Source organism: Haliscomenobacter sp. (assembly GCF_041740695.1).
Classification (GTDB): domain Bacteria; phylum Bacteroidota; class Bacteroidia; order Chitinophagales; family Saprospiraceae; genus Haliscomenobacter.
In genome coordinates, this window is sequence record NZ_JBGSLK010000005.1 from 1 (window position 1) to 24,925 (window position 24,925).

Here is a 24,925-nt window from a genome sequence, read left to right on the forward strand (position 1 = left end):
GGACAATGTCAACAGCGCTGCGGTAGCCTCAACCTTCTCAACCTCCCTCAACCTTCTCAACCTATTGTATAAATTTAGTTTTTCGTCTCCAGCCAGGTCAAAACATCGGGGTACATTTTGCTCAGGCTGCCCGCCGTTTCGCGGCTCAGTCTGATACCGTTGACGTAAGGAACGAGCTCAAAGGTAGCAAAACCAGTTTGGTTACTCAGCCTGCTTAGTGCAGTTTTTGCCTCAGTGTAGCCATTATATCGGCCAATGGTATAAAAATAGGTGCCATTTGACAGGGATTTTTCACCCATCGCGTATTTGTCTTGACTCAAAAGTGGATTTTGCAGTACACTGGTACTTTGACCGACCTGAATGCGAAAAATCAGGCCGCTGTCTTCAGTGTAGCCACTCAGCCAGGGCTCGGTTTTGCTGCTGACAGGTGACTCACTCCAGCTGCTCAACTGGAAGGTGAGGGTTTTAAAATTAGTGGTAAAATCGGGTGGAGGTGGGATGCTGTGCAATTGTAAAGCAGTTGGCGAAACCCCCTTGCCAATGAGGTATTGTGCCAGGTTTTCAGCACTTCTCAGCCCTCCGTACAATCGAGAACTCACGGCCATTTCCTGTCTGGAAGCAGCGGTTATGATCAGCTGGATCTGCGGATTTTTTTTCAAAGTCTCTGTCAACTCGTCCAATTGTTTGGACTCAGTGTTTTGCATCCATTGCCCATCCTGGTTGAAGTAAAAAGGTTTGAGGCTAAGGCTGCCCCGGGGGGCTACTTCTTCTTTTGGGTCGGGTTCGGCCAAACTACCATCGGGGTTCGTACGCGGCATTTTGGTTGGTGCTGAGGTTTGTACATAGACTGGTGCTGTGTTGGTAATGGGTGCCGACATTTCGTGCAGGTAATCGAAAAAATAAGCGGCATAAATGTCTCGCTCGCCCAAGCCATCCTTGCGCGAAGAGGCGAAATAAGCGGTATAACCATCGCGAGAAAGGCGGAAATGGGTGTCGTCGCCTGCCGAATTGACGGGCACACCCAAGTTGTCGGCATTGGTCCAGCGGTTGATTTGTGGAATGAGCAAACAACGGAATACGTCGAAGCCGCCCATACTTTGATCAGGGCGATTGGAGCTGAAATAAAGCACTTGTCCGTTGCGCGATAGGAAAGGGGTGGTTTCATCAAAAGTGGAGTTGATGTCTGGCCCCAAATTGACCGGGGCACTCCAGCGGCCGCGCACCCACACCGTTTTGTACAAATCCATGCCTCCGTAACCGCCAGGGCGTTGGCTGGCAAAAATAACCAAGGTGTCGCCCACAAATTGGGCCGAACTCAGCCCCGCTGTAGCTTCCACTGGCCCAATAAAGGGATCGGAAGACAAGGTGCGACTGCCTACCCGGAAGGTATCGATCAGGATTTCGCCCTGGGTGTAAGAATTGCCTTTGAAGTAAAACAGTGCTTTGCCATTGGCGCTAAAGTCGTGCAGTACTTCGTGTTTCGGGCTATTGAGCAAGTGGTGCATGGCCTGCGGCGGAGTCCAAATGCCCTTGTTGACTTGTGAGGTGAAAATATCGCTGTAGAAGCGGCCCATCACCTCGTCGGGTTGCCCAAAATTGTTGCGCGATCCACCCACATTGCCCGGGCGTACTGAAGAAAAATAAATCCGATCGGTAAAATTGGGGCTCATGATGGGCGCAAATTCGTCGTAAGGTGTATTGACCGTATTGCCCAGGTTCTCTACGATCGCGCGTGGATTTTTGTATTGCAAAGCCAGGCCAGTGGCACAACGCCGAATGTCTTCTCGAATGGTGGCCCGATTGGCATGGTTGCTGGGAATGGCTTTGAGGTAGAGTTTATAATACTCAATGGCTTTGTTAAACTCGTGCCGATCGTGGTAGATTTTGCCCAGGTACAACCAGGTTTCCGGGAAAGGTGAGCGCTCCGTTTCCAGAATATGCTTCAGCATCGGCTCCGCTTCCTTGAGTTGGTTGAGGTGGTAATAACACAAGGCCAACAGGAGTTTGGTTTCCTTGTCTTCCTGCCGGTTTTTTTTGATGCCAATCAGTACACTTTGTGCAGACTGGTATTTGTTGAGGTAGTAATAATTGGTGGCTTGCTTTTTTTTATCAGAGAGTGTTTCCTGTGCAAAAAGTCCTAATGCACCTAAAATCAATACAAGTGTACAAATAAGGTAGCGCTGCTGCATGGTCAATCGGTTTTGTGTATAAACGTTGACGGAATAGGTTATATTTTTTTATATGGGACGCATGAGCGTGGCTGAAGGTACAAACTTTAAGGAGGTGTGGAGGTAGGTGGTGTGGACTTTTACCAAAATATGAGATAGGGCTTTGCTGAAATTCAATTTATACTGATTTTGCTCTCCCCAATTATGGTTTAAGATGGAAAATTCAACTGTGCCCGGATTTTAACTTATACTTGCTGTACAAACAAAAAACACCGCACGCCATGCTAAAATCCATCCTGTTCTCGATCTGTTTCATCGTGAGTTTGCTCTTGCAGGCCCAAACCTATTACGTTTTTGTAGGCGGCTATGTGCCCAAAGCAGCCGATCAGGGCATCAATGTGTATGTACTGGATACCCTGAGTGGCGAGTTGAAGCACAAAAGCGTATGTCCTGATCTGCTCAATCCCACCTACCTCAATCTCAGTCCGAATGGAAAAAACCTTTACGCTTGCACCGAAGCGCGGGTACCCAAAGGGGGCAATGTGAGCAGCTTCGCCTTTGATAGCCTCAGCGGCAAACTTGCGTTCCTCAACAAACAACCAAGTGGTGGCGAAAATCCGGTTTACGTCAGTGTGCACCGCAGCGGAAAATGGGTGGTGAATACCAATTACACGGAAGCCAGTGTAACGGCGTACAGCGTTAACGCGGATGGTAGCTTGAATCCTGCGGCACAATTGTTTGAATACAAAGAGGGCAGCAACGTCGTGAAGGATCGACAGGCTGCTGCACATACCCACTCCTGTGTTTTTTCACCCAATTACGATCAACTGATTGTGCCCGATTTGGGCGCCGATAAACTCCGAATGTATCATTTTGATGCCAAAGCCACCCAACCCCTAAGCGAGCTTGCCGGAACAGCCTCTCCAGCGGGCAAGGGCCCACGACATTTTAGTTTTCACCCCAATCAAAAATTCGCCTATTGTGTTGAAGAGTTGAGTGGTACAGTAAGTGCTTATCGCTACAAAAAAGGAAAACTCACCTCCATCCAAAATATTTCGGCGCACCCCCAGGAGCTCCAATCCGGCTTTGGTGGTGCCGACATCCATACTTCTCCGGACGGTCGTTTTTTGTACGCATCGAATCGGGGCAATGAAAACAACCTGGCCATTTATGCGATCCACCGCAGCAAGGGAACTTTGACCAATGTGGGTTATCAGCCAACGTTGGGCAACCACCCGCGCAATTTTACCATGGATCCGACGGGCAAATTTCTCCTCGTGGCCAACATGAACAGCAACAGCATTGTTGTATTCAAACGGGACATACAAACCGGAATGTTGACCAAAATGAGTGTAACCGAAGGCATTCCGAGTCCATCGTGTATCAAAATCAGAAAATACCAGTAGGGGCGACCCTCTGTGGTCGCCCAAGCATGTGGTCGCCCAAGCATGTGATCGCCCCACGCATGTGGTCGCCCAAGCATGTGGTCGCCCCACACATGTGGTCGCCCCAGATGATTGCCAAAATCCCCAAAAATATGACCCACGCATTAACCGCCCAATTGTTTGACCTTCAGCACAGCCTCGCTGCCCCCCTCTTGGAACGGGTAGATTACCCCTGGCACGCTTTGCCCTTGATTGGAGCATACATCCAGGAGTTGGTGGCTCAGTTGCCGAAAGATTATGTGCAAATTGCCCCGCAGGTTTGGGTAGGAGAGGGCACGTACATTGAAAAAACGGCGCTGATCCAAGGCCCGGCCATTATTGGGCGCAATTGCCAAATCCGGCATGCCGCCTTCATCCGGGAACAAGTGATCATTGGGGATGAGGTGGTGGTAGGCAATTCTACCGAACTCAAAAATGCCATTCTGTTTGATGGAGTACAAGTGCCGCATTTCAACTACGTGGGCGACTCAATCATGGGGTATCGTGCTCATTTGGGGGCTGGGGCCATTTTGTCCAACTTCAAATCGACAGGGGATGAGATCAACGTGTATTTGGAAGGAAAAAAAATGGGCACGGGTCTGAATAAGTTCGGTGCATTAGTAGCGGATCATGTTGAAATTGGGTGCAATGCCGTGCTGTTTCCGGGTACCATTGTGGGGCGCGGTGCGGTGATTTACCCGCTGTGCCCGGTGCGGGGTTTTGTGGAGGCGGGCAGTACTTTGAAAAATGATGGACTGATTTATCCTCGGGTGGAGCGAGATTAGGTTTTAGATTTTCTATAGATTTGAGGCGAATTGATAATTAGTAAGTTGTAAACTTAGGATCAACGACCAGCAGCAGAGCCGCCAAAACGTCGGTAGCATTTAGACCAAGCAAGGCTTTTAAGGTGCAGAGCACCGGAACAAAAGACAAGTGTTTCGGTACTACGTACCTTAAAATCTATCTTCGTTCCTTGAGCTACAGACGTTTTGGCGGCTCTGCCGCTGGTCGCCGTACCAAAGATCCCAAATAGCTTCGAAATCTAAAAAATACGCCATTTCTTCACCACCAACCCCATTCTCAACTCCCCCCCAAACTGCCGGAAAAAACCTTCCACCCCCTTCAAACTACTGCCTTCAAAATCAAAAACCTGTAAGCCATTGGCCGCTGCGTCTTGGATGGCCTGGTCAATCAAAATGGCAACCGCTCCGTTGTGGGCATCGCGGCTACGCCCACTCGCCAAGAGGTAAGCCCAGCGTTGATCCCAGAGCACCCAAATGGCAGCCTCTTTAGCCCCCGTTTGCTCCTGAACTGCCCAGTAAAAAGCGCCAACCTGGTGGTGTTGGCAGGCTTCAAATAGCCCTTCAAATTGTTCAGCAGTATACGGCATTTTCATTTTTTGCGCAGCAAAAGTCAATTGATTCAAGGCATAAAAACCCTCCGCTGAATCAGCTTTTTCTATCTGATACAACTTGCGGGCATTGCTGAGCTTGTTGCGCAATGCGGATGTGTAATGATCTGCCCATCCCGCATGTCGGAGGTCAATACAATAGGTATACTTGATGTCCAATTGGAAACCCTGCCAACGAAAACCCAGGGCATTGCTCAGTTGAGGGTGCCATCTTTGGCGAAAAAACCAGGCCTTGGGAACTTGCGCCAACAATTGAGCCTGCACTTCATGCTCCAGCGCATACCGATTGGCTCGTTTTAAACCTTCCGGGAAATCATACCAGGGGCCTAGGTAAGGTGTGAGTGCGGGCATGTCCATACCTTTGATCCCCCACTTTTTTCGCCACAGATAAGGCAAGACCCCGATGATTTTCCCCTCGGCGTTTTTGGCTAGTGCTACTGCCCAGGTATCCCCAGCAACGGAATCCAGCCACCAAGGTTGGAAGAACAAGGGCAGGTGAATGCACGCTGCCGCCCAGACTCGGTATTCCTCGATCGCACTCATCGCAGCAAGACAATTTTGCCAAAACCCTTGTCAAAAAAGGGATCCGCGGCAGAGCTAAACAGCTTGATCGACTTGCCCTGGGTGTCTTTGGCTACCACTCGGTATAGGTATACCCCATTGGCCAGCTGATCGCCGTATTGATCCTTGCCATCCCAGACAAAGTCCGACAAGTGGGTGCCGATGCGCATGGCTCCAAACTCGGTTTGGCTCACTTCTTTCACCACTTGCCCGGAAACAGTCAAGATTTGGATCGAAAAATAAGCGGGTTCTTCTTTGCCCGTGAGGGTGTAGACGAAGCGGCAGGAACTGGTAAAGGGATTGGGATAAGGCAACAGTTGGCTCAAACTTTGCTCTTGCACGATGCGGAAACTCACCTGAAACAGATTGCCCCCCGCCAGATTGCCGCTGGCATCGCGGGCGCGCACGAGGAGTTGGTATTCGCCATCCAGTACAAATTGGGGCTGCCACTCAATTCGAGCCGATTGCCCCGCTTTTTCAGACGGGATGAACCGCACATTGCCTTGATTGAAACGCAATAAAATGGGCGAACCCTGCGGTGGAAGGATGCGGACCTCAAACAAACTGGTATCCTCCAGGAGTAAAAATTTGTTCTCGTCGCGCAGTGCGATATTGATGAAAGGCTCGGCGCTGACCAGGTCTTTGTGCAGAATCCGCAAGCCGTCAAACGTGACATCCACCAGCGGTGCGGCGCGATCGGTACGCACAAAAAAGGAGCCCAGGGCCAGGTTGTTTTGATAGTTCAGTTCAACTATAGTACGTTCGGGGTTCAACTCTACCTGCACCTGATACAGCCCTTGAAAACTGCGTGAATCAATGTTGGTGCTGAGCAAAAAAGAATCCAGTGCAGCAATGGGCGGCGTTTTGAAGCGCTGAACCGTGCTGCGGTTTTGGGCATCGGTCAGGGTAAGGACAATCTGTACACTATCGATGCTGCCATTACCCAGGTTGTAAACGGGCAAACGCAAGCTCAAAGGCTGCCCTTGCTCAATGGTATCGGGTAGGGCCGCTGTGCCAAGTCGGATTACCGCGTCGCCCAAACCTTCGTAATGCACCCGCCAGTAATCCAGTTTCGCTGGGCTACGCAAAGTACTGTCTTGAAAAGTAGCTTTTAGTTCAAGATAGGGATATTGGGCAGCATCCAGGTCATTTAAGGCGATGTTATTCTGCACTTTGCTGCCAGCAAATACCACTTTCCCTACTTTGCCACTGGCATCCAGGGCGGAAATTTGCCAAATCAAACTATCGCGGGGGGAATCGTTTTGAGCTACCCATACTACCTCTCGCCAACTTTTAGCTGGCCCAATCCGCTGGTAGGTCATGCTGCCCTGGCGTAGTTTTTCCGGCAAATCAAAACGAATCAAAGCAGGAGTTTCTGGATCAACACTGAGGGCTTCATCCAGCACTTCTCCTCCTTTGATGTAGGCAAAAACATAAGGTCGGCTTCCAAATGGCAGCATATCGCGAATCACTTGGGCACCATTGCGTTCCAAAACCTGGAACAGGTTGGTACCCAGTGCAATTGAATCGGCGGCCCATTTTTCTATTTGGAAGGATTGCCCCAAATTGTGCACTGTCATGAACAGCACATACTGCCCTTTTGGTACTACTTCGTCCATAAACTGGATCACTTTTTTGCGCTGATCGGTCGTGTTGGTAGGGAAAGTAAAGGCCCAATCATTGCCATTTTGGCTGCCGTAGCGCTGTGGCCCATCCGAGTTGTACCAGGGCTGGCCGGTGAAAGGGTCAAAAACGGCCACAATTACCCCTTGGGAAGAAAAGTCCCGAAAAATGCGGTTGTTGTTGAACAGGTAACGAGTTGGTACAGTGTTGGTTTGGCTGCTGGTGGGGACCGATTCAGCAATGATGTTGTTGAGTTTCGATTGAAATTCCAGTTTGCGTTGGGCGTCATTCCAGTTGACTTGCTGCAAGGCATTGCCCAAAAACTGAAAATAGTGCGATTGGTTCCAACCTTCATTTCCGCCAGGCTGGTACAAAAAGGAACTTCGCCGCCAGGCATCGGCGCTGGTGGCCGTATCGGGTCGAACCCGCCAGTAATACACGCGGCCAGCCTGGAAAGTGCCAGCCCTCGGAGACCAGGCCAATAAACCAGCTTCCGAGCGCCTTGAACTGGCCACTAGGGCCGGGCTATTGAATTGAGCCGTGGTATCCAGTTCCATGCGGTACAATTGATCCTGATTGCCCGCACGCGCGAACAAAACTGGTGGGCGCTGACTAGGGGTATAGATGCCAAAATTGCTCGGCGAAAGGGGCGCAAAATCATTGGCCAAAACCACAAATTCCAGGCCCTCTTGTCCACTGCTGCTGAGCAAACGGTTGTTGTTTTCGGCGGCAGGACTGGGTACTTCGGCGACCCGATTGTTGGGGTCAATTTCGATCAATAGGCGGTTCTTTCCTTCTCCACTTTTGCCCAAAACGGGCAAACGCAGTTGGATACTGTCGGCAAATCCCTGGATGTTCAAGCGAAAAGAATAATTGATCTCTTGTCCACTGGGCAAGATTCGCTTGAGGTTGACGCGCAGGGAGTCGCGGTAGTTTTGTCCCAAATTGAGGATAGAAAAGGCGACAGAAAAAGAGTCCTGATCCACCGTCGGGTTGCTGGGCTGTAGGCGGAAACTGCTCAGATCCGGCGTAAAATCCGGCCCTTTGTAGTGATTGAGTTTAACGGCTGGGTCGCCGTGGTAACTGAGTTGCTCGCCCATGCTGCGGAAAATAAAGGAATTGATGCCCTCCAAACTCCGCCGCGCCACATTGGTGATGTCTCCCACGCCATCCAGGTAATTGGGCCCACCCAGCGCTTGATAAAATTGGGTCAGGAAAAACTCCAGTGCTCCATCATTGGCGTATCCCGAAGAAGCGATGTAGCCAATGCCTCCGTGTTTGGGAGTCAGGGTGAAACGTTCACTCAGGCTATTCTGCCGATCGTACAATTTGCCGGTGAGGCAACCCAGGGAAAAAATCAAGGGGTAACGCCCGGCGTTGTTGAACAAGAAGGGATCGTCGAGCCCAAAATCGGTATTGGTGACCGCACCGTGGCCCAAAAAAACCTTGATGGCTACTCCCGCATTGACGGCATTGATGACTTCTTCAGCGGTAGAGGTGACCACTGTTTCAGCGCTTTGTTTGCTCACGGTGGTGACGATTGCACCAAAATCGTTGTTGCTCAATACTGCGCCAGAACGTTGGAGCCGAGCTTGAAAGGTACTGATTTCATTGCCTCCAACATTGCCGCCTGAGATGTGCAAAACCCGTTTGCGCCAAGCCAAAGACTGGGCATCCCGCGGGCCATCCAGGGCTTGTTCGTATTCTTTTAACTTGTTGAGGTAATCGAGAATTTGGCTGGGCTCCAACACGGCGAGTCGCCCAGTGGGGATAAAGGAAGCCAGTTTGCCGTTGGGGGCAAACAACAAATTGTCCGATCCCGGTGTGCCGAAGGTGGGGATAAAATGCTCAGGCCGCATCTCGGTATTGCGCTGCCGCAAGAGGTTGTATTCAATGCCGTGCCCGATGAGCAGCATGTACTTGGGTTGGCTGTATTTTTTTAAAAAAGCACCAAAATTGCGCAGCGCTTGGGGGTGATCAGCCACCCCATAACCGAACTGGTCAAAAATTTGCTGCACATCGGCGATCAACACTTGATATCCTCCGCCGGTACTCGAACGGCGATAAGCGGCGTATTCCTCCACGTTGTCGCGGCCCTGGGCGTCTTTGCGCAAGTTCTGATGGGAGATGATGATGTAGTTGGCGCGGGTATTGCGGTAATCTTCAAAACTGCGGGGACTGAGTTGGGTGATTTCTTTTACCGCCTTGCTCGGGTTGATGAGCCAAAGCTCCGTTTTTTGCGCGAGGGCAGGCAAAGTAAAACGGTATTGCCCATTGCCGAGGGCTTCTAGGGGTACACGCAATTGGGGGTTTTGTAGGTACAAAATTGGGGCATCGCCGCCGTCAAAATCGGTGATTTCATAATAACTGCGCTGGGCTTGTGCTTCTACCCAAAAGCGAGCTACTATGTTTTGATTAAAACTAAAATCAGCAGAATATTCCAGTTCCACAAAGGCTATGGTAAAGGCTGCGCCTGATCCTTGCAGGTTTTCGATGCGCACTTTCATGTTGCGGGCGAGGGCATTGCTGGCAATTGCGCCGGTGTAGGCGGCAACCTCGTAGCGATTCAGGGTATCGTTGAGCAGCCATTGGCCATCGGGGTTGTTCGGCGCGTCGGTGCGCAGGGAGCGCAGGCGCAGGCGGTGGCTGAGGGCCTGATTGCTGGAAAGGCGCAGGCGAACCTGAGCAGGAGTGGAGCCATTTACAGGCAATCTGTCCAAACTAAAATCCACATCGCGATTGGCGCTAAATGCAGACCCAAAACCTTCAGCCATGTCGTAGCTGGAATAGGCCACCAGGTTTTCAAAATCGTAGCGGGTATGGTTGAATTGTTCGGAAAATACGGAGCTGCTTACTTTCCGACAGGCCAATACCTTGCTAGGCAGGTTGGTCCAATCGTTGACGTGATTGCTGTAGCGTAGGGTGGGGGTGCCAATGCTGGCAATGGTGAGGAAATATATGGCAGTATCGGAAACCAGGCTGTACTGTGGGTTCAACTGGTCGCGATCGGCTTGTTCAAATAAAAAACGATCCAGCTCGCCCCGGTTTTTTTGGGCTACAAATTCCAGATAGGCATTGGCTTGTAGTGGGGAAGCCCCGGTGGAAACGAAGAGCGGTACTTCTTTGCCTTGCTGAAAAAGCTGGTATTGGCTACCCGGGCTGTTCAGCGGAACCCCCGCTGTTTGCAGGCTGCTGTAACTGAGGCGGTAAACACCATCTTCACTGATCTTGATTTTGTAATAAACCTGCCCCGTTACAATCCATTCTGAACCGTACAATGTATCCACTCGCGTCGGCATTTGGGCATGCAGGGAAGAAAAAAGCAGCAAAACACCCAGTACCCCCAAACCTATTCTTTGACTCCACATACCCGTCTATTTTTTGTAGCAATAAATCTATTTTTTGCAATCCATTCCTCTCGAAAAGCTTTACCTTGCTTATCATACGACAAAAATAACAATTATGCTTTTCCCAATTGGCGACGACAATGTTAAAGGTGGACATTACCCCATTGTTAGCTATACTTTTCTGGTATTGAACATATTGGTTTTTATCCTGGAAATGAATCAGGGTGACCAACTCGGACAATTCATCATGAACTACGGGGCTATCCCGGCCGAAATTACGCAAGGACAACGTTTGTATACACTTTTTACCAGTATGTTTCTGCACGGCAGCATCGGGCACATCGTAGGTAACATGCTTTTCCTCTGGATTTTTGCCGACAACATCGAAGCGGTGATCGGCAACTTACGCTTCCTGATTTTTTACCTGTCGGGCGGGCTGATTGCTCATGCAGCACATATTTTTTTCAATGTAGATAGTTCCATTCCTACCATTGGGGCCAGTGGTGCCATTGCGGCGGTGATGGGTGCGTATATGGTCATGTTTCCCCAGTCACAGGTGAAGGTTTTGTTCCTGATTTTTCCGTTTCGGGTTCCAGCGCTCTTGTTTCTGGGCTTCTGGATTTTTTCACAGTTCCAAAACGGCCTCGGCAGCTTCCAGGTAGAAACAGCCCAAACGGATGGGATCGCGTATTGGGCGCATATTGGGGGCTTTGTGTTTGGGGTACTGCGGGGTTTTCCTTTCCGAAATCAGTATGTGCGAAACTTACAAAGGGGGTATCGGGAGAGGGATTTGGTGGAGTGAGGCGCGAGAAACCCTGGAACTATGTCGCTCGACTCTAAGTTTTAAAGGGCAAAGCGACAAAATGTTATATCCATGCAATAATCCCAAATGAATTGGCCAGCGGCATTAGCCGCCAAACGTCTGTAGGGGTAAGGGAACGAAGGTAGATTTTAAGGTGCGTAGCACCGCAACTTTCTTCTGTTCCGGTGCTACGCACCTTAACTGCACTGCTTGATCTAAACGCTACAGACGTTTGGCGGCTCTGCCGCTGGTCGTAAACACTAAAAGGCTCAAATTGTATAACTTTTTGTCGCAACAACTTTATAAATTTAGATTCGGGCGACAAACTTAGGAACCCTGGAACCTGCTAAAACTGTTTTCTGCTAATCCCCCAATTTTCCCCCAAATTTTCCCATCTTTACGAGCTTGTTTAAGTTTTTTGGGTGAAGCGAAAACGAGACCATTTTTACCTAAATGAGGCACAAAAAACGGAGTTTAGCAGCGCTAAATGAGTATTTTTGGGACGAAATTTAGGTGAAAATGGGCCGTTTGTAGCCCACCCAAAAGACTTAAACAAGCTCTTAGTCCAAAAAATTTAACCACAACAACCTATGGCAGGCGAAAAGATCATCTTTTCCATGGAAGGGGTCAGTAAAATCTTCCCCCCTTCAAAACAAGTGCTGAAGAACATTTGGCTCTCCTTTTTTTATGGCGCAAAAATTGGCGTCTTGGGCCTCAACGGCTCTGGTAAGTCGACCTTGCTGAAGCTGATTGCAGGCTTGGATTCCAACTTCCAAGGCCGCATCACCTTTGATGGTACCTACAAAATTGGCTACCTGGAGCAAGAACCCGTTCTGGACGAGTCTAAAACGGTGCGCCAAACCGTAGAAGAAGCCGTCAGTGAAGTCGTGACCAAAATGGCCGAGTACGAGGAGATCAACCTCAAACTCGCCGAACCCATGGACGACGACGAAATGATGCGCCTCATCGAACTCCAGGGCGAGCTGATGGAATACCTCGATCACGCCAATGCCTGGGAGCTCGATCATAAGTTGGAAACCGCCATGGATGCCCTGCGTTGCCCCGAGGGGGACACGCTCATCAAGGTACTTTCTGGTGGGGAGCGCCGCCGGGTGGCCCTGTGCCGCCTGCTGCTGAGCAACCCCGACATCCTCTTGCTCGACGAACCGACCAACCACCTTGACGCCGAATCGGTAGACTGGTTGGAGCAATACCTCAAAAACTTCCCCGGCACGGTTATCGCTGTGACGCACGACCGGTACTTCCTGGACAACGTAGCGGGTTGGATTCTGGAGCTCGACCGCGGCGAAGGCATTCCCTGGCAAGGCAATTACTCTTCCTGGTTGGAGCAAAAGGCCAAACGCCTGGAGCAGGAGGAAAAAACCGAGTCCAAGCGCCGCAAAACCTTGGAGCGCGAATTGGAATGGATTCGACTGGCCCCCAAAGCCCGTCAGGCCAAGGGTAAGGCCCGTTTGAGTGCCTACGAAAAACTGGCTGATGAGGAAGTCAAAGAAAAAGAAGCCCGCCTGGAATTGTTCATCCCACCCGGCCCACGCCTGGGCGATGTAGTGATCGACATCAACAACGTGAGCAAGTCTTTTGGGGACCGGATTTTGTTCGAAAACCTGTCTTTGTCCATCCCCAAAAACGCCGTAGTGGGCATCATTGGCCCCAACGGGGTGGGTAAATCGACTTTGTTCAGAATTATCATGGGCAAAGAAAAGCCGGATGCTGGCGAAGTGACCATCGGGGATACCGTGCAACTGTCGTACGTGGACCAATCGCATGAGCAATTGCAAAATGCGGATAAAACGGTCTACGAAGCCATCTCGGCGGGCAACGACAACATCACGGTGGGCAAAGCCGTCGTCAATTCTCGCGCCTACATCAGCCGCTTCAACTTCAGTGGCGATGGCCAACAAAAGAAATTGGGCATCCTCTCCGGCGGTGAGCGCAACCGCGTGCACCTGGCCATGACCCTGCGCGAAGGTGGCAACGTACTGCTGCTGGACGAACCGACCAACGACATCGACATCAATACGCTCCGGGCACTGGAGGATGGTTTGGACAACTTCGCGGGTTGCGTGCTGGTGATCAGTCACGACCGCTGGTTCATCGACCGTCTGGCTACACATATCTTGTCTTTTGAGGGCGACTCTACGGTGGAGTTCTTTGAAGGGAACTATACGGACTTTGAACGTTTGAAAAAGGAACGTTTGGGGGATGTTACGCCGAGAAGGCCGAAGTTTAAAAATGTGATCAATCGGTAGATTTAAATTTCAAGTAAATTTGGTGATTTTCTTGGTTTTTATTGAGTTACGAGTTAAGAATATATGGCTTACGAGTTTAGAAGTGGGCTACCGCAGTGACTTAAGCATAGCCTTGGTCAAAATCGCTGCGGCAGCCCACTTCTAAACTCGTAAGTCATGTACTCTGAACTCGTCACTCAAATAGCCTTTTATGGAAATCATAAGACATTATATCAATTACCTGATAATCAATTAAAAATCAAGCCTAATCCCTATGCACGAGTTACCCTACCTCGATGAGCACGATCGGCAAATCCTCAAGGCGCTTGAGCAGGATGGCCGCCGGGCTTATGCCCAAATTGCCCAGGACCTGGGCATCTCCAACACCATGGTGCACCAGCGGGTAGCTCGCCTCAAAGACCTGGGGGTGCTGAAGCAGGTAAGCATAATTTTGGATGAAAAAAAATTGGGCTTTGAGTGGAGCGCTTTCACCGGGCTGGTGCTGCGGGATGACTCTGATTCACAACAAATCATTGAGGAATTGAAAAAAATCCCGGAAGTGACGGAGTGTTATTACATCACCGGGAGTTACGCGTTGTACATCCGGATTGTGGCCAGGAGCAGCGAGCACATGCGGAAGTTGTTGTATGAAAAGATAGACCACATTAAAGGGGTGATTAAGACGGAATCGCTGGTGGATTTTGGGAGTGCGTTTAAGAGGAATGTGCCGATATAGGCAGTTTTACGTTGCTTTTCCAGATGAAGAGATTGGGCACACACTGTGTGCCAAATTGAGTTGGTCGTATATCAGATTGATACTGAGGGTAAATAATAAAAGTACTCAGAAAAACCATCTCAAATCGGTGGTGATGGGGAAAATTTGTTGGTCAGGGTCGCTTTAGGGTGATTCAAAGATTCCTGGTTTGTATTGGTGTAAGGTTCTGTGTTGGCAGAACCTTACGTCAGTATGGCTCTAAAGACTTGAAGATCAAAGTGTATCTTCCTTTGACTTGACTATTCGGCTTATCAGCACAAAAAGCCCGGCCAGCAAAAACCAACCTAAAACAAGAGCAAATACGAAGCTGAGTGCAGGATAATAATTGCCCACAAACAGGTATTTAGCCTGAAGAAGGTTTAGCCAATTGGGCACCCCGCGGTGATCTAAAGTATCATAGCCAACCCATAAAAACAACAAACCAACCAAAATCTGGAAGGCGATGTACCCATTTTTGCTCAGGTTGTGACGCAAAAAATCATCCACAACATGTTTATGCCTGTATTGATCTTGATTCAATTGAAAATCTTCAAAGACCCTTATCAGTGTAGCTTCCCGTTCCTCTTCTGGTAGCTTTTTTAAATCGGTCAGTGGAAGCCATTCTAACCTTTTTAAAGTGGGACGAAACATGGATTCGGTTTTTTTCGCTATTGCCCAGGAGACAGGTGTTTTTAATGAAAACCGCAAATAGCACCACGCTGCTGCTGGAGACAAAAAAGGCAAGTAGAGAAATAAAAACAGTGGGATGGCAAACAAACCCAATGCCAATGAAATGAAAAAAGTAATTTGCCCTTCTCTAAGTCCCCAATGGGTAATCATCAAAGATTGCCATTTATCAACTTGCAAAATGAATAAGGTTGCCACCAATATTGCAAATATTAGTAATTTAGCGAATAAATCATATACATGTGAGTAAAACATAACCTAATTTTTTTCGAGTTATTGATGTGTATTTAATTGATATCTGCTGGGAAAAGTTCCCCGTCAACGAATGAATTTTTCCCTTTTTTAAGCTATACAATTTAACAACAGTTAGTCACTTTGTTCTTGGGTGGCCTGACTGTTTTGGATGGCTTGTTCAAAATATTCGCTTTGCTCATGGTTGTATTCTTCCATTAATGGACTGATGAATTGCATTTTGATGTTGAGGACCTGTAGTATCTTAAGCAGGGTATCCATACGAATGGTCTCCTTGCCATGCTCCAGGTCATATACCGCAGTTTTGCCCACTCCGGCCAATAAGGCGCAAGCTTCGCGGGATAAACCGGCTCGTTTGCGGTGAAACAAAATTAGCTCGCCCAATTGAGTGGTGTTCATTTTTTACTGCTTTGGCGGTAAAAATAGGGGAAAAAGTGGTAGGAAGCAAGGGGGGAGGGATTTTTGGGTGGTTTTTGCTGCTTGGGCGGTAAAAAGGGGGGGAGCCTACTCGCATAGAAATTAGTATCGGGTTTCGGAAGGTATTATTCACTAAACCCGACACTGTTAACGTCCTACCTTGTCTTTATCCCCGGAGGAGAAGATGGTTTAATAGGTTTATCATCTCCTCGAACTACCCTTGGTGGTGGAGGAGGGGGTGGCGGAGGGGGTGTCAATTTTGGTTTTGTCTCTTCTGCCATGTTCTAGGTTTTTATTTAACGTTTTGATTTCTTTTAGCATGAGGTCTAAGCTCTTAATCTCCATGTTTTGAATTGGATCAGGCTTCGTGATGGAGTTGTAAAAGAAAGGAATAAACCCTACTCCTAATGCAATAATGGAGTAAAAAATATACTTCTTCGCGAGGTGAATAAAATTTGATTTTTTGTCATTGTTTTTTGAATTAACATCAATGCAATTCACTAATGTTTCGATAAGATATTCATTGAACTTATCATTTGCATCAACTCCTTCAAAAAAATCTTTATTTTCTGAATAATAATCAATTAAATCTTTTTCGTGTTTTAGTAATATTATTGGAGAGGGAAGTAGCTTGTATAGGTAATTTTTAGCGTAATACGATTTAATTATAAAATATGTAGCGATCATTATTGCCAAGGAAGATATTCCTGCAAATATTGCTAAGCAGATACTTTGGGTATTACTAGAATTTTCAAAATCAAATTCTTTAAACATAAAAAACAAGGCAGAAAACACTACAATTAAAACGCCAATTGGTGTGTTTAGTGAATTCTCAAGAGAATGTTTCCTTTCCTCTTCTTTATTGTACCAGTTAATCCAGAAATCGAGCTTGTTCATATTTTCGTTTGTAACCAACAATAAGAAGCAATATACAGAAGTGAACCAAACAATCTTGGAATTTCCAGGCCTTTTTTATTTCCCCAACTCATCAATCAACCTTACCAAAGCCTCATTGATTTTATTCCGCTCAATCCCCGCCTCAGCATTGCTGATGACGTTCTTGTGCTCCTGGTTGTTGATGCGGGTAAAACGAGCGGAGAGCAGCATGACCTTGTTGTTCAATTCTTCATCCTTGCCTTCGCTGTAGTCCAACAAACGTTCAATCACTTCTTCGGTTTTTTCTTTCCGCAACAGGTTTTTCAGCTCCGCTTTTAAATCTCCAGCGGGGGAGGAGGGTAGGGGCCCTTTTCCTTTGCCGCCACTGTAGTAGTTGTGTACAATCTGTACATTTTCATTGCCATTGACCACATCATCCCCCAAACGAAAATCACCACCAGCTTTGATGGTGCCACCCTGGATAACGTTCTTTTGATCGTAATTGTCGCCAGAGGAATGGCCTTTGTCGCCGATGTGGACATTGCCTTTGGCCTCTATATTGGCATCGGTCACTACGTTTTTGAGGCTGCTTTTTTGCTGTTCAAAAGCGGCCAAACGCTCCTCCAGTTCTTTTACAAATACCGCGTTGTCTAGCAAGTTTTCCAGTTTTGCTTCGATGAGGGTCTTTTTGCTTTCGATGTTGCGCTGTGGGTCGGCGAGTTTGGCGGCGGTTTTGGGATCATCGATTAAAAACCAGGAGCGGATCCATTGGGTGGAGGCGGTGATGAAGTCTTTGGGGAATTTTTTGACGGTTTCGTTTTCGGTGACGATGCCGAAGATGTAGTCGAGGGCGGTTTCTAAAAGGGCCATGGATTGATGTATTATAGGTTTAAAATTACTGCATTTTGGAGATGATTTCCTGGAATTTTGCCTCTCCGATGCGCTTGATGATGCCTTGAAGATAAGTTGCTGGATATTGAATATTTGGCGAACCTAGCCTTTGACATATATTGTAGGACTGCCAAAAGACAATAGTTGCGTTTTCTACATCATTTTTTTGATTCAGAAAAATGGCACCCATATTATTTAGTGTTGCTGCCAACCCAGCTATATCGCCGATTTGCTGCTGAATGGCCAGACTTTGTTCCAAATAAAGCAGGGCGCTATTGTAGTCACTTTTGGCACTGGCAGTTGACGCTAAATTATTTAAAGTCACACCTTCACCTTGTCGGTCGCCGATTTGCTGCTGGATATCTAAACTTTGTTCCAAATAGTTCAAGGCGCTGTCGGGGTTCCCTTTGGCAAGAGCAGTTGCCGCTAGATTATTTAAAGTGGTGCCCTCGCCTTGACGGTCGCCGATTTGCTGTCTTATGGCCAAACTTTGTTCCAAATAGAGTAAGGCTGTGTCGAGGTTACTTTTGGCAAGGGCAATCGTCCCTAAATCATTCAAAGTGGTGCCTTCGCCTGGCAGATCGCCGATTTGCTGCCTTATTTTTAGACTTCGTTCATAGTAGTTCAAGGCAGCGTCATAGTTACCTCTAAATTTGTAGATTTGGCCAATATTATTCAAGGTTAGCCCCTCACCTTGTCGATCGCCGATTTCCTGCTTTATGGCCAAACTTTGTTCCAAATAACGAAAGGCGTTTTCGTAATCGCCTTTACGTTTAAAGTTTTCGCCAATGTTGTTTAAAGTGGTGCCCTCGCCTTGTCGGTCGCCGATTTGCTGCTGAATAGCTAGACTTTGTTCCAAATAGTACAATTCGGTGTAGTAGTCGCCTTTAGCTCCATAGATTTGGCTAATAATATGAAAAGCTGCACCCTCGCCTTGACGGTCACCGATTTGTTGGGTAATGACCAAACTTTGTTCTGAATGGAGCAAAGCACTGTCGTAATCGCCTTTGGCATCATATATTTTGCTAATATTACCCAAAGTTGCACCCTCACCTTGCCGGTCACCAATTTGCTGCTGAATGGCCAGACTCTGTGTCAAATAGTTCAAGGCGCTATCATAGTCGCCTTTAATATAATAGAATTGACTGATATTATTCAAAGTTACGCCCTCACCTTTCCGGTCCCCGATTTGTTGCATTATGTCAAGGCTTTGTTCCAAAAAGGGCAGTCCAGTATCATAGTCACTTACCCTAAACAAGATCGCCCCATTACTATTCAAGGCAATAGCATTAGTTTTGGCATCAATGTTTTTCTCCAAAACCGCTTGATTGAGTTCAAAAGCCTGCTGATATAGTCCAATGAGTTGATAATGAGCTTGTATGCTGAAAGAGGTGTCGGCAAACTGCTCCCAGGCTTCAGCTAGCTCAAAATAGTTTTTGGCTAAAATCAAGGTAAGTTGCGATTTAAAGTACTCCCCAGCTTGCAATGCCCATTCCTTTACTTTTGCCGGATCAATCACTTGCTGCGCCATCCACTCCCGCGTCAAACGATGCACTTCAAAACGTCCGTCTTTTTCGACAAAGCACAAAGACCAATCTTGCAAGGCCTGTAAGAGGGGGATTAAATCCACCTCCACTTCATCGCTTACCGCCGCCAGTGCCGCCAAAGGGCTTCGGGTGATAAACACCGCCGCCATTTGGAAAATTGCCTTTTCCCGCTTCGTCAAACGTTCGTACACCTTGGCCAATAAGAGATTTTCAAACACCTCGGCTTCGGCTTGGCTCACTTGCTGCCAACTGAAGCTTTTGTCCTTTTTCAACAAAGCCTCCAAATACTCATAGCCGCGTGGGTGGCCATCGAGGCGTTTATATACGTCGTCACGCTCTTTCAAAGGGATAGTTCTCAGGGTTTCGGAGTAGTTGAGCAAGCGATACTGTTCTGCGTAGCCCATTTTATCCAGGGGCAGGTGTACTAGCACATCAGCCAGGTCTTCTATTTTATAGCGGGTAGTGAACAGGATATGGCAATTGTCCGGGGTATTGGTACACAAATGCTTTAAAAAAGCGCTCAAAGATTCGCTGCCGATGCTGCGCTGATAGGCTCCGCCCTCGTCGGTTTGTACATCTTCCGCATTGTCGAAGATCAAAATGGTTTTGCGCCCCAGGAGGTAGTTGTCGATCAGCAGTTGGAGTTTCTCCAATACCTCGGTTTGGGGGTCGTCGATGGTTTGCTGGACTTGTTCGGCCAGCTCGGGATTGATTTTGGCAAAACGTTTATTGAGTATCTGGAGAATGTGCGCTTCATTGATTTGGTGGTCTTTTCTAAAAATCAGGGTGGTATAGCTGTGGTTGTCATAATTGTGGGCAAAGGCTTCAGCCAGGGTGGTTTTACCCAAGCCGCCCAGGCCGTACAAACACACGTGTCGCCCTGCCCGGAAGGCCTGCCGCAGTTGGATCAAATAACGTTTGCGGCCAATAAAACCTTCTCCAATCAGGCGGGATTGCCGGGTTTTGAGAAAACTGCTGAGGGGGTAGAAGTTCTTGAGCAAGTCAGCATCGTAGGGTACCGTTTTATCGATCAAAGCTCCGACTGCCTGATTTTGATACACCACAGGAGTGAACCATTCGGCAATGTGGAGGATGTGTGGGGCTTGTTCCCGGCGTTGGGCAATATCCTGGAGCAGGGCCTCTCGGGCGTAGGCCAGGGCGCGGGTGAGCGAGAGGCCCTTGGCCAATTGGGTATACAATTCGGTGGTGAAGACTTTGGCCCCTTCGTCGGTCACCGCAAAACGCATGGCCACGATGCTCGGTATCCCATAGGCGGCCACTTGTTCGGTCACCCCACCTTCGCTGCCTGCAATGGCGGTTTCGCAGGCACTCAAAATCAGGAGTTTGACGCAGGCGTGCTGGCGCAGGGTTTCGCCCAGGGCGGCACCGCTGACCTGTTCTTCATCCCCGTCTTCATTTTCAAAGTACAACACCCCTTTGTTTTGGGCGGCGTGGTAGGCCCCGTGGCCACTGATGTGTACGATGTCGTGTTGGCGGGCATGCAGGGCTTTGTCCAGTTCGGTCAGGGAGGCATTTTCCAAAAACTCGATGACGATTTTGGGTTGTTTGTCGCCCGTGGCTTCCAGGGCACCGATGGCGCGAATGAGGCGGGTTTGTTCCTCTTCAATTTGTAACATTTTGCCGTGTTCGTCCAGGTTTTCGGGCAAAGCGGTGATGAAGAGCATTTTCAGCGGCGCGGCGCTGGCGTGATCGCCTTGCAGGTTGAAGGCTTCGAGCGAGCTGATTTTGGTGCGCACCAGGCCAAAATTGCTGATGGCGAGGCTCTTTTTGGCTTCGCCCAATTTAGGTGGAAACAACAGGGGCAAGGCCATTTCAAAAGGCAGATTGACGATGGTTTCGTCGTCGGCAGAAATGGCCAGGAGCAGTTCTTCGATGCGCTGTTCTTCGAGTAGTTGGATGAAAGCGGTGCAGGCGGCTCCAATTTGGCCTGCAAAGAAGGTATTGTAAATGAGGGTACTCAAATGGTGCTCCGCAGCTGCGACAATATTGCCATTGGGCGTAAAGCCCAGGTCAATCCGCGTGGGGGCGCTGATGCTGCGCCGCATGGTTTGAAAATTCGCGAGTTCATCAAATAGAGAAGTGGGGATGTCGATCTCAATGTTTTCACACCATTTTTCGCCCGAGCTAGCCAGGTTGCCCTGGTCGCTATGTTTGCTTTTGATGGATAGGTTGGCTTCGTAATGGGTACCGTCTTTTTTGTCCAGGCGCAAAAAGAGGATGCTGCCGGATTTGAAATCGCGGGCAATGTTGTAGATGATGTCGCCGATGTGGACGTTGCCGTTGGCGTGGATGGTGCCGTGGACGATGTTTTTTTGGAGTGGGTGTGGCATGGGTTTTTAATTGATTGACACTGACATTACTTGAAGTCGATTTAATCTTCAACGATTTCAAAATAGCTGCATTCTATTTTTGATCTCCATGGCCTAAGCCCCACTTTTCCAGTTAGCTCATCTGGCCTTTTAACAGAATATTTGAGTTCATCATCAACAAATACATCAATTTTTGACTTACTTATTTTTATGGTAAAATCAAATTCTTGATCATCAGTAATTGAGAAACTGGTTCCGACATCCAAATGCACAAAATCTCTATAATCATCCCCACCATGCAACCCGACTCCTTCTAAAAGGATTTCCTTGCCAGTGAGTAAAATATTGTAGTATCGTCTAATGTCATTGTTGGCAACCCAACCTAAAATTATGCCTGCATTGGCATTGTCAAGAAAGTTTGAGGAGAATTTTTCATAGTTATTAAATCTTATTTTCGTGAAAATGGTGAAATTTTTATCTCCATAATAGTTTGATGACAAGAGGAATTGATAAACACCCTGGCCAAATATTTTTCCGTGTTCAACATTGAAGTGCCATCTCCCAATTTTTTCTAATTTCTCCCATTGGTTTTTTTCTTGGAATTTTTCCTCAATTAAAGAATCTCGGTTAGGTATGTCAACAATTTCACGTGGTCTGATTTTTTCTTTGTTAAGCCATTCAAGCTCAATTAGATCCTTTTGATCAAGTGAATTGATTAAGCTGATAATTCCAGCTGTTAATTTATTTTCTGTTGTTTTTTCTTCTTCATTTGTTAACTGCCCGGTCATTTCCTTTCGTTTAAACATATTTAGACTAGATTGAATGATAATCAGTTCGTCATAAAAGTTGGAATTTTGTTTGATAGCCTCTAGTAGGTTGGCCAAAACAGCTGACTTATCAACCACTAGCTGTTTCTTTAAATATGTTTTATATTCAGACAAGTCCATTGTTTTTTGTTTTAATCTTTCTCTAAAATTAATTTTTTCCCTTGATTTTTAATTTTTCAGGAAAAAATTCTGCTAGGCTATCCTTGTTGACAGATGCTTGAATATGGTTGGAACCATTATAAATCAGTAAAGTTTTTTATCAAGATGCAAAAAGCGTTTCTGCTAAAGTTAATATATCTTTTCTCAATCTAGCCAATTCTGAATTATTGCCATCGCGTTCAATTATGCCAACTCTGTCCTCCATGATTAAGTGATTGTAACGTCCCAATTGCAGGAATAATTCATTTTCATTGGGAAATGTCCCCCTCAATAAATTCAGGGCTTCTTCAAGTCGATTTTGAGCGATCAAATTGCGAATTTCATTGATTTTGACAATCTGAATGTTGGCATGTTTAAGAATACGGTGAATTAATATCTTCTTCCGACTAACATGGCACCGTTCTTCTGATTCGCCTTCTAGTAACAAGTCAATCATCAAATTATAGTCAAAAAAGTGCTGCTTTTTGTTTGTCTTAACAGCTTGTTCACATATTTCGCATGGACATGGGATGAGTTTCTCCACCACCAAATTTTTCAATTTTGTTTCCCTATGAATCGAATCAAGGGCATCTACAACTCGATCAAGTAAATCAGATTTTTGATCGTCGAAACCGAACAATTCAATTTTATGTTCTTCCCTGTTTTCACGCGCAAAAACCCTTCCTTTGCCGTTTTGGGTTGTGAACTGAACTGCATCTGACCATACCCTTTCGCTTTCAATCCATTCATAGAGGCTGCAAATGAGTTGTGTAAGTAAGCCTGAAGGCAGAAATTTATATTTGTAAATCAAGTGTGTGGCATCAGGGGGTGGCACAAACAATGTTTTGCGAGCGGGCAAACGCTGCGGCACGATGTAGTGCTCGTTTCGTTTTACTTCGTAACAAAGTCGAAACTTTACCATCAAGTCCAACAAGATGTCATCCATATCTGAGTATTCTTGAGCAACCCAAATTTCCCTCGCTTCTTGAATGCTAAAATGACCTCTATTTTGTTCAATAACTAAGGGGTGATAAAGAAGTTCAAAAAGTGCATCAATAATCCATTTAGGATTTAAAAATATTAATTTGTTGAGATGTCTATCATCATGAAAATACAATGCGATGCCCAATTGGGTCATCAATAGAGCGTAATCGGTCATCAATTTGTGGTCTTCGATACCTTCTTCGGAGCAAAGTTCTTTAAACTCTCGAAACTGCAATGTTTGTTCAGTCGCGGCACGGAATTTAAGTTTTTGCTGGACATTGAAAAACGAGGTCAACACTTCGCGCTGAGTATGGGGTAATTGGGTTGTGGCATGCAGCAATTGCAGCCGCATTGTCTCAAAACGTGGGTCGGTTGTCGCCTCTTTCAAATTCACTTGGAACAAACCTTGATAGGTGATTGGAAAACGCTCTTGAATTTTGACTAGGTCGTGCAGCACCTCTTTATGTCCTTCGCGTTCATTTTGGACAATAAAAAATGGGCTATTTTTTCCAAGTAATTCAATGATATTCAACCAGTAATGAAAATTGTCATTCTGTTCACGGGTATTTGACAATACTGCATATACCACTGAATCAGACATAAAAAAATGATGAGCATAGTGCTGAATATTTTGTCCCCCAAAATCCCATACTTTGATAGTAAAAGGATTTCCATCAGTGGTTTGTATTTCAATTGTTTCAATATTGATTCCGCGCGTAGTATCTTCAAGTTGTGGTAAATCATTTTTTTTATCAATTAATTTGCGTTGAAGGCTTGTTTTACCAGCACCACCTTGACCAAGAAGCATTAGCCTAGCTTCATTTATTTTCGATTTCCCTACTCGTTCTTGTTCTTTCCAATAGCGTAAAATAGCGAATTTTCCTTGTTTAACAATTTCAATAGGTGGGTTACTAAGAGGAGTGTTTTCTACATAAACACAATTTCCGTGAACTTTTGGTTTGTCATAATATACATTAAGCCCAAGCATTATTAATTTTTTTAAAGGAGTTAAATCTTGTATTTGCGTGTTTTTAATATCTAAAATATGTATTTTTTCTAAATTCTCTAGTCCTTCCAGTTTTTTAATTTTAGTGTTTTTAAGGAGAATAATGCTTAATTTAAGCAAATTTTTCAAAGGCAACAAATCACTTATATAAGTATTATCAGCATGTAGTAAAGTTAAATTGGTTAATTTTTCAATAGGTTTTAAATTTTCTATAGATGTATCATTGATAGAAAGTTCTTTTAATTCTTTCAAGCCATTTAACGGGGTTAAATCAACTACTTTAGTTTCATCCAGAGCTAAATCTTTTAGGTTTAATAGTTCTTTTAATGGATTTAAATTGATTATCTGGGTATTGTGTGCATATAGATTCTCTAAATTAAATAGGTTCTTTATTGGGTCTAAGCTTTTGATATTAGTATTGTAGACTCTAAGGGTTTTTAAATTTTGTAGTCTCTCTAGTGGTAGTAAACTATCTATTTGAGTGTCGTTGACCATACTACTGGACATTTTTGAAAAATGCGAGGAAAAGCGCGAAATTAGAGTTTACCAAGACGCTAAGAACGTATGCTTCCCTCGCACCTACGCAAATTTAAAACATTGTACACTAGGTTTGGCCTAGGAGCAGTAAAAA

The 24,925-nt window shown here is 46.6% G+C and carries 15 protein-coding genes; 5 read left to right on the forward strand and 10 right to left on the reverse strand.

The window, feature by feature from the left end:
• Positions 1-74: 74 nt before the first annotated feature.
• Positions 75-2,189, reverse strand: coding sequence for a hypothetical protein (locus tag ACEW9O_RS00725; RefSeq protein ID WP_373548194.1), 2,115 nt, complete (start codon positions 2,187-2,189; stop codon positions 75-77).
• Positions 2,190-2,449: 260 nt separating this feature from the next.
• Between ACEW9O_RS00725 and ACEW9O_RS00730 the strand changes: the two genes are divergently transcribed.
• On the forward strand, positions 2,450-3,574 hold the full coding sequence (locus ACEW9O_RS00730; protein ID WP_373548195.1) for a lactonase family protein: 1,125 nt from the start codon (positions 2,450-2,452) through the stop codon (positions 3,572-3,574).
• Positions 3,547-4,377, forward strand: coding sequence for a UDP-N-acetylglucosamine pyrophosphorylase (locus ACEW9O_RS00735; protein ID WP_373548196.1), 831 nt, complete (start codon positions 3,547-3,549; stop codon positions 4,375-4,377). The genes ACEW9O_RS00730 and ACEW9O_RS00735 overlap by 28 nt, the downstream gene beginning before the upstream one ends.
• Positions 4,378-4,634: 257 nt before the next feature.
• Here ACEW9O_RS00735 and ACEW9O_RS00740 read toward each other — a convergent pair whose 3' ends face one another.
• Positions 4,635-5,546, reverse strand: a complete 912-nt coding sequence (locus ACEW9O_RS00740; protein ID WP_373548197.1) for a GNAT family N-acetyltransferase — start codon at positions 5,544-5,546, stop codon at positions 4,635-4,637.
• Positions 5,543-10,555, reverse strand: a complete 5,013-nt coding sequence (locus ACEW9O_RS00745; RefSeq protein WP_373548198.1) for a C25 family cysteine peptidase — start codon at positions 10,553-10,555, stop codon at positions 5,543-5,545. The genes ACEW9O_RS00740 and ACEW9O_RS00745 overlap by 4 nt, the downstream gene beginning before the upstream one ends.
• Positions 10,556-10,649: 94 nt before the next feature.
• On the opposite strand from ACEW9O_RS00745, the gene ACEW9O_RS00750 reads away from it, so the two are divergent.
• The 3 genes from ACEW9O_RS00750 to ACEW9O_RS00760 all read left to right on the forward strand — a co-directional run bounded on the left by ACEW9O_RS00750 (position 10,650) and on the right by ACEW9O_RS00760 (position 14,321).
• Positions 10,650-11,336, forward strand: coding sequence for a rhomboid family intramembrane serine protease (locus ACEW9O_RS00750; protein ID WP_373548199.1), 687 nt, complete (start codon positions 10,650-10,652; stop codon positions 11,334-11,336).
• 590 nt (positions 11,337-11,926) lie between these two features.
• Positions 11,927-13,606: an energy-dependent translational throttle protein EttA gene (gene ettA, locus ACEW9O_RS00755; RefSeq protein ID WP_373548200.1), complete on the forward strand. Its 1,680-nt coding sequence runs from the start codon at positions 11,927-11,929 to the stop codon at positions 13,604-13,606.
• Positions 13,607-13,859: 253 nt separating this feature from the next.
• Complete coding sequence (locus ACEW9O_RS00760) at positions 13,860-14,321, forward strand: Lrp/AsnC family transcriptional regulator (RefSeq protein ID WP_373548201.1); 462 nt, start codon at positions 13,860-13,862, stop codon at positions 14,319-14,321.
• A gap of 252 nt (positions 14,322-14,573) precedes the next feature.
• On the opposite strand, the gene ACEW9O_RS00765 is transcribed toward ACEW9O_RS00760, so the two are convergent.
• From ACEW9O_RS00765 to ACEW9O_RS00795, 7 genes are all read right to left on the reverse strand, one after another.
• Positions 14,574-15,281, reverse strand: coding sequence for a hypothetical protein (locus tag ACEW9O_RS00765; protein ID WP_373548202.1), 708 nt, complete (start codon positions 15,279-15,281; stop codon positions 14,574-14,576).
• Positions 15,282-15,392: 111 nt separating this feature from the next.
• Positions 15,393-15,677, reverse strand: coding sequence for a helix-turn-helix domain-containing protein (locus ACEW9O_RS00770; RefSeq protein WP_373548203.1), 285 nt, complete (start codon positions 15,675-15,677; stop codon positions 15,393-15,395).
• A 219-nt stretch (positions 15,678-15,896) separates the two neighbouring features.
• Positions 15,897-16,592 carry a hypothetical protein gene (locus ACEW9O_RS00775; protein WP_373548204.1) on the reverse strand — a complete coding sequence of 232 codons (696 nt, stop codon included), beginning with the start codon at positions 16,590-16,592 and terminating at the stop codon, positions 15,897-15,899.
• 75 nt (positions 16,593-16,667) lie between these two features.
• On the reverse strand, positions 16,668-17,441 hold the full coding sequence (locus ACEW9O_RS00780) for a hypothetical protein (protein WP_373548205.1): 774 nt from the start codon (positions 17,439-17,441) through the stop codon (positions 16,668-16,670).
• A gap of 25 nt (positions 17,442-17,466) precedes the next feature.
• Positions 17,467-21,360 (reverse strand): tetratricopeptide repeat protein, encoded by a 3,894-nt coding sequence (locus ACEW9O_RS00785; RefSeq protein WP_373548206.1) that lies wholly within the window; start codon positions 21,358-21,360, stop codon positions 17,467-17,469.
• A gap of 41 nt (positions 21,361-21,401) precedes the next feature.
• Positions 21,402-22,286 carry a hypothetical protein gene (locus ACEW9O_RS00790; RefSeq protein WP_373548207.1) on the reverse strand — a complete coding sequence of 295 codons (885 nt, stop codon included), beginning with the start codon at positions 22,284-22,286 and terminating at the stop codon, positions 21,402-21,404.
• Positions 22,287-22,425: 139 nt separating this feature from the next.
• A complete protein-coding gene (locus ACEW9O_RS00795; RefSeq protein ID WP_373548208.1) occupies positions 22,426-24,789 on the reverse strand; it encodes a COR domain-containing protein in 2,364 nt (787 codons plus the stop codon).
• Positions 24,790-24,925 lie beyond the last annotated feature (136 nt).

What these genes read in the sequence shown, in the direction of transcription:
- ACEW9O_RS00780 (WP_373548205.1), bottom strand. Translation starts at nt 17,441, where the DNA reads ATGGCCCTTTTAGAAACCGCCCTCGACTACATCTTCGGCATCGTCACC.
- ACEW9O_RS00795 (WP_373548208.1), bottom strand. Translation starts at nt 24,789, where the DNA reads ATGGTCAACGACACTCAAATAGATAGTTTACTACCACTAGAGAGACTA.
- ettA (WP_373548200.1), top strand. Translation starts at nt 11,927, where the DNA reads ATGGCAGGCGAAAAGATCATCTTTTCCATGGAAGGGGTCAGTAAAATC.
- ACEW9O_RS00730 (WP_373548195.1), top strand. Translation starts at nt 2,450, where the DNA reads ATGCTAAAATCCATCCTGTTCTCGATCTGTTTCATCGTGAGTTTGCTC.
- ACEW9O_RS00765 (WP_373548202.1), bottom strand. Translation starts at nt 15,281, where the DNA reads ATGTTTTACTCACATGTATATGATTTATTCGCTAAATTACTAATATTT.
- ACEW9O_RS00775 (WP_373548204.1), bottom strand. Translation starts at nt 16,592, where the DNA reads ATGAACAAGCTCGATTTCTGGATTAACTGGTACAATAAAGAAGAGGAA.
- ACEW9O_RS00740 (WP_373548197.1), bottom strand. Translation starts at nt 5,546, where the DNA reads ATGAGTGCGATCGAGGAATACCGAGTCTGGGCGGCAGCGTGCATTCAC.
- ACEW9O_RS00790 (WP_373548207.1), bottom strand. Translation starts at nt 22,286, where the DNA reads ATGGACTTGTCTGAATATAAAACATATTTAAAGAAACAGCTAGTGGTT.
- ACEW9O_RS00770 (WP_373548203.1), bottom strand. Translation starts at nt 15,677, where the DNA reads ATGAACACCACTCAATTGGGCGAGCTAATTTTGTTTCACCGCAAACGA.
- ACEW9O_RS00785 (WP_373548206.1), bottom strand. Translation starts at nt 21,360, where the DNA reads ATGCCACACCCACTCCAAAAAAACATCGTCCACGGCACCATCCACGCC.
- ACEW9O_RS00760 (WP_373548201.1), top strand. Translation starts at nt 13,860, where the DNA reads ATGCACGAGTTACCCTACCTCGATGAGCACGATCGGCAAATCCTCAAG.
- ACEW9O_RS00745 (WP_373548198.1), bottom strand. Translation starts at nt 10,555, where the DNA reads ATGTGGAGTCAAAGAATAGGTTTGGGGGTACTGGGTGTTTTGCTGCTT.
- ACEW9O_RS00725 (WP_373548194.1), bottom strand. Translation starts at nt 2,189, where the DNA reads ATGCAGCAGCGCTACCTTATTTGTACACTTGTATTGATTTTAGGTGCA.
- ACEW9O_RS00750 (WP_373548199.1), top strand. Translation starts at nt 10,650, where the DNA reads ATGCTTTTCCCAATTGGCGACGACAATGTTAAAGGTGGACATTACCCC.